Annotated in this window: 3 protein-coding genes; all 3 read right to left on the minus strand. The window is 50.5% G+C overall.

Going from position 1 to position 3,163, the window contains the following annotated elements:
- Positions 1 to 138: 138 nt before the first annotated feature.
- Complete coding sequence (locus tag ACESNI_RS05890; protein WP_373085586.1) at positions 139 to 705, minus strand: alanine:cation symporter family protein; 567 nt, start codon at positions 703 to 705, stop codon at positions 139 to 141.
- Positions 706 to 831: 126 nt separating this feature from the next.
- Positions 832 to 1,188 (minus strand): MATE family efflux transporter, encoded by a 357-nt coding sequence (locus ACESNI_RS05895; RefSeq protein ID WP_373085587.1) that lies wholly within the window; start codon positions 1,186 to 1,188, stop codon positions 832 to 834.
- Between the two features lie 123 nt (positions 1,189 to 1,311).
- Positions 1,312 to 2,490, minus strand: a complete 1,179-nt coding sequence (locus ACESNI_RS05900; protein WP_373085588.1) for an ATP-binding protein — start codon at positions 2,488 to 2,490, stop codon at positions 1,312 to 1,314.
- Between the last annotated feature and the right edge of the window lie 673 nt (positions 2,491 to 3,163).

Consider the following 3,163-nt stretch of genomic DNA (forward strand, 5'->3'; position numbering starts at 1 on the left):
GGACGATGCAGGGAGCCGATGGATCGTTAACTTGGTCAGTTCTGAGGAGTTTCTGAGAATTGGTTGAGCCACGGGACGAGCTTTCATGATGGGAAGGGAGGTGGATTTGATTCGAGATAGTCTTTATTCTACCTATACTCAGGTTTGAATTGGTACATTGAATAACGCGTAGACGATGAAGGCGACGGAAAGGAATATCCCCACGATACGCTTATTGCCAAGAATGCGCCGACCATAGAACGGCAACCCGCCAACGTAATCATTGCCCTTCTTCTCTTTAAAGAGTTGCGCTAGCACCGCCTCCATAAACGCAGTGGCCATGCCGAAGAAGGCCGCTACCCACATCCAAAATAAGGCACCCGGCCCGCCCACCGTGATTGCGCCCGTTACCCCAACAATATTGCCCGGCCCTGAGCGCATCGCCAAGCCAAGCATGAATGAGGCGAAGGCGCTAATCCCTGTGTCACTAGTGCGGCGTCGCATCATAATCTGGATGGCGCGCGAGAAACTAAGCGTTTGAATGAAACCGGTGCGTAGCGAGAAATACAAACCCATGCCCAGCAGGAGTAGCACTGCGAATGACCTCTTGCCTAACAAGGGGATTTTCGCATACCACGTCAGCTGCGTGGGAAAACCCCACACCGCATCGGCAATCGGCTGAATGAATGCGAAGAAATCGTTAATGCTCTGGAAAAGATTGTTCAAAACGCTTTCGCTCACAGACTGATGAGGCAAGAAAATTACTTGGTGTCAGCACTGTAAACTTTTTCAAAACCCTGTGCCACTTCCGAATACCAGCCCATGAATGGCGCTGGCGGCAACTCCTCATCGCTAGGCGAGGACTGGTTCGGGGCTAAGACGCCTACGAAACTCGCGTCGTACCAACAGATAACTGACGAAAGCTTGAGCGGTGACCGATAGGATCGAGACCCACCAGACCTGGTTGATCGTAAAGTCAGGCTGATATTTCAAATAAACCGCCAGCGGTAAGAAGACTAGGATTCGCACCATCGAACTCAGCATGGCGGGTCGCGTGTTGCCTAGGCCTTGGAAGATGCCCGAGCAGGAGAACGCGACGCCCTGCGCGATGAAGTTCAGGGAGATCAATTGTAGGAAGACAGACCCTACCTCGATGACATCGAGTTCGTCGGTAAAGAAGCCAATCATCAAGTCCGACTTCCACTGCATCAATATCCCCTGAAAGTCAATATAGATGACTTGGTATAAAAGGAAAGAAGCCAGTTAGAGAACGGGTCTAAGAGTGGTCACCAGCGCCGATACCATAATACAATGCACAGAAAGCTATAAAAATCAGCCCGACTGAAGCTTTGCCATAAGCCTTGCTAAAGAAATAATCTTCACGTCATTACCCACAGAAAACTCATCATCGCCACCGTAAAGAATGTATTTATGTGCTGCGCCGACATCATCACAGGTTTGGCTGTAGTGCTTGCCGATTTTTGGTGCGACGCCATGCTTAATCTCTACGGCCCAGATTTCAGATGATGGCATGATGATAACCAGATCGATCTCTGCGCCGGCGGCGGTTCGATAAAAGTAGGTTTCCGCACGACTCGGCAGAACCGAATGAATATTTTCGAGGACAAACCCCTCCCAGCTTTTACCTAAAACCGGATTAGACAACAACGCGTCGTAGCGATGGATACCTAGCAGACGATGCAGAATGCCGCTGTCACGAATGTAATAGCGGGGTGATTTCACTAAACGCTTCTTGACGTTGGCATGCCAAGGCTCGAGACGTCTGACCAGCAAAAGGTCTGTCAAAATATCAATGTAGTTAGTTACCGTCTTGGCATCGACTTCAAGGTTTGACGCAAGCTTGGAATAGTTAACGGTTTCACCTTGCAAATGAGCCAACATAGTCCAAAGTCGGCGCAACCTTGCTGCGGGAACACGGAAGCCCATTTGCGGGACGTCACGCTCAAGATAAGTACGAACAAGATTTTCAAGCCAGTCCATAGCCGAGTCATCATCCGTTGCCAGAAAGCTGTCCGGAAAACCGCCGCGCAGCCATAGGCTTTGCCGACCGTCTTGCTTACCATTGACTTCAGCAATGTTCAAGCCGCTCATCTCGATATAGCTAATCCGGCCTGCCAGGCTTTCAGAAGACTGACGCATCAAATCCATTGACGCCGAACCGAGCAGCAGAAACTGGCCGGCCCTACGACCTTGCTCCCGGTTTCTATCGATCAGCCCCCGCAGCACCGGGAACAATTCCGGGCTTCGCTGTATTTCATCCAGGATGACAAGTTTATCGGCATGAGTGCTTAAGAAACTGGTGGGATCACTTAGTTTCAGCAAATCCTCAGGGGCCTCTAAATCCAGATAAATTGAGCTGATCCCTTTCGCAATAGTTTTTGCCAGTGTCGTCTTGCCGACCTGACGCGCACCTAGCAATGCGACCGCGGGCACTCGTGCGATCGTTAATTGAAGTTTTTCTGCCAACTGGCGCTGCAACATACCTTGCATTTTAGGATTACAAATCCATATTTACAAGGTGTTTTACAACTAATCGGAGCCATCCCACAGGACAGCCGCACTGCACGCTTCGCGTCCGTGACGCTCGGATAATCGAGCGTGTGAAGTTTCGGGTGGGTTGTTGTCTCATTTACTGGGGCAGCGCGGTATCCCGGATCGGGATGAAGACTGCAGTTATTTGATACTGGGTGGCCTTGAAGAGGATACGCTCGGGCAGCGTTGTGGATAAAGAACAGTTGATTTCCCGGGAGATCTAGCTACAAAAGGGCCGATGCCTAGCTCGCCTGTCACCAAAATGGGCAACTCCCCAATCGGGTGATACCTTTTGTTCTTCCTATACCCCGCCCAAATTTCCTCGCCACCCTCCACCAAAGCCCAGTTTGCAATTAATTCCTCGCGATGCTTCCATAAAACATACTGATAGTTGGCATAAACACTCCTTGTTGAGCCAAAAATACTTCTATGAGTATAGTCTTGAAGAGGAATGCCTGCTTTCAGTGGGAGCGGGCCTGCCCGCGAATCTCTGCAAAGGAACCACTTGCAGAGCAAGCTCCACAACCCCCAACTGCTGCAAACCAACCCTTTTTCACCCTAACCTCCCCTGTTAATGCATGGGGACTCCCGCTATGATCGTGATAAATCAAAACAACAGGCCGCCCCACTA

This window comes from Sneathiella sp. (genome assembly GCF_041689005.1).
In the GTDB taxonomy this organism is placed as follows: Bacteria; Pseudomonadota; Alphaproteobacteria; order Sneathiellales; family Sneathiellaceae; genus Sneathiella.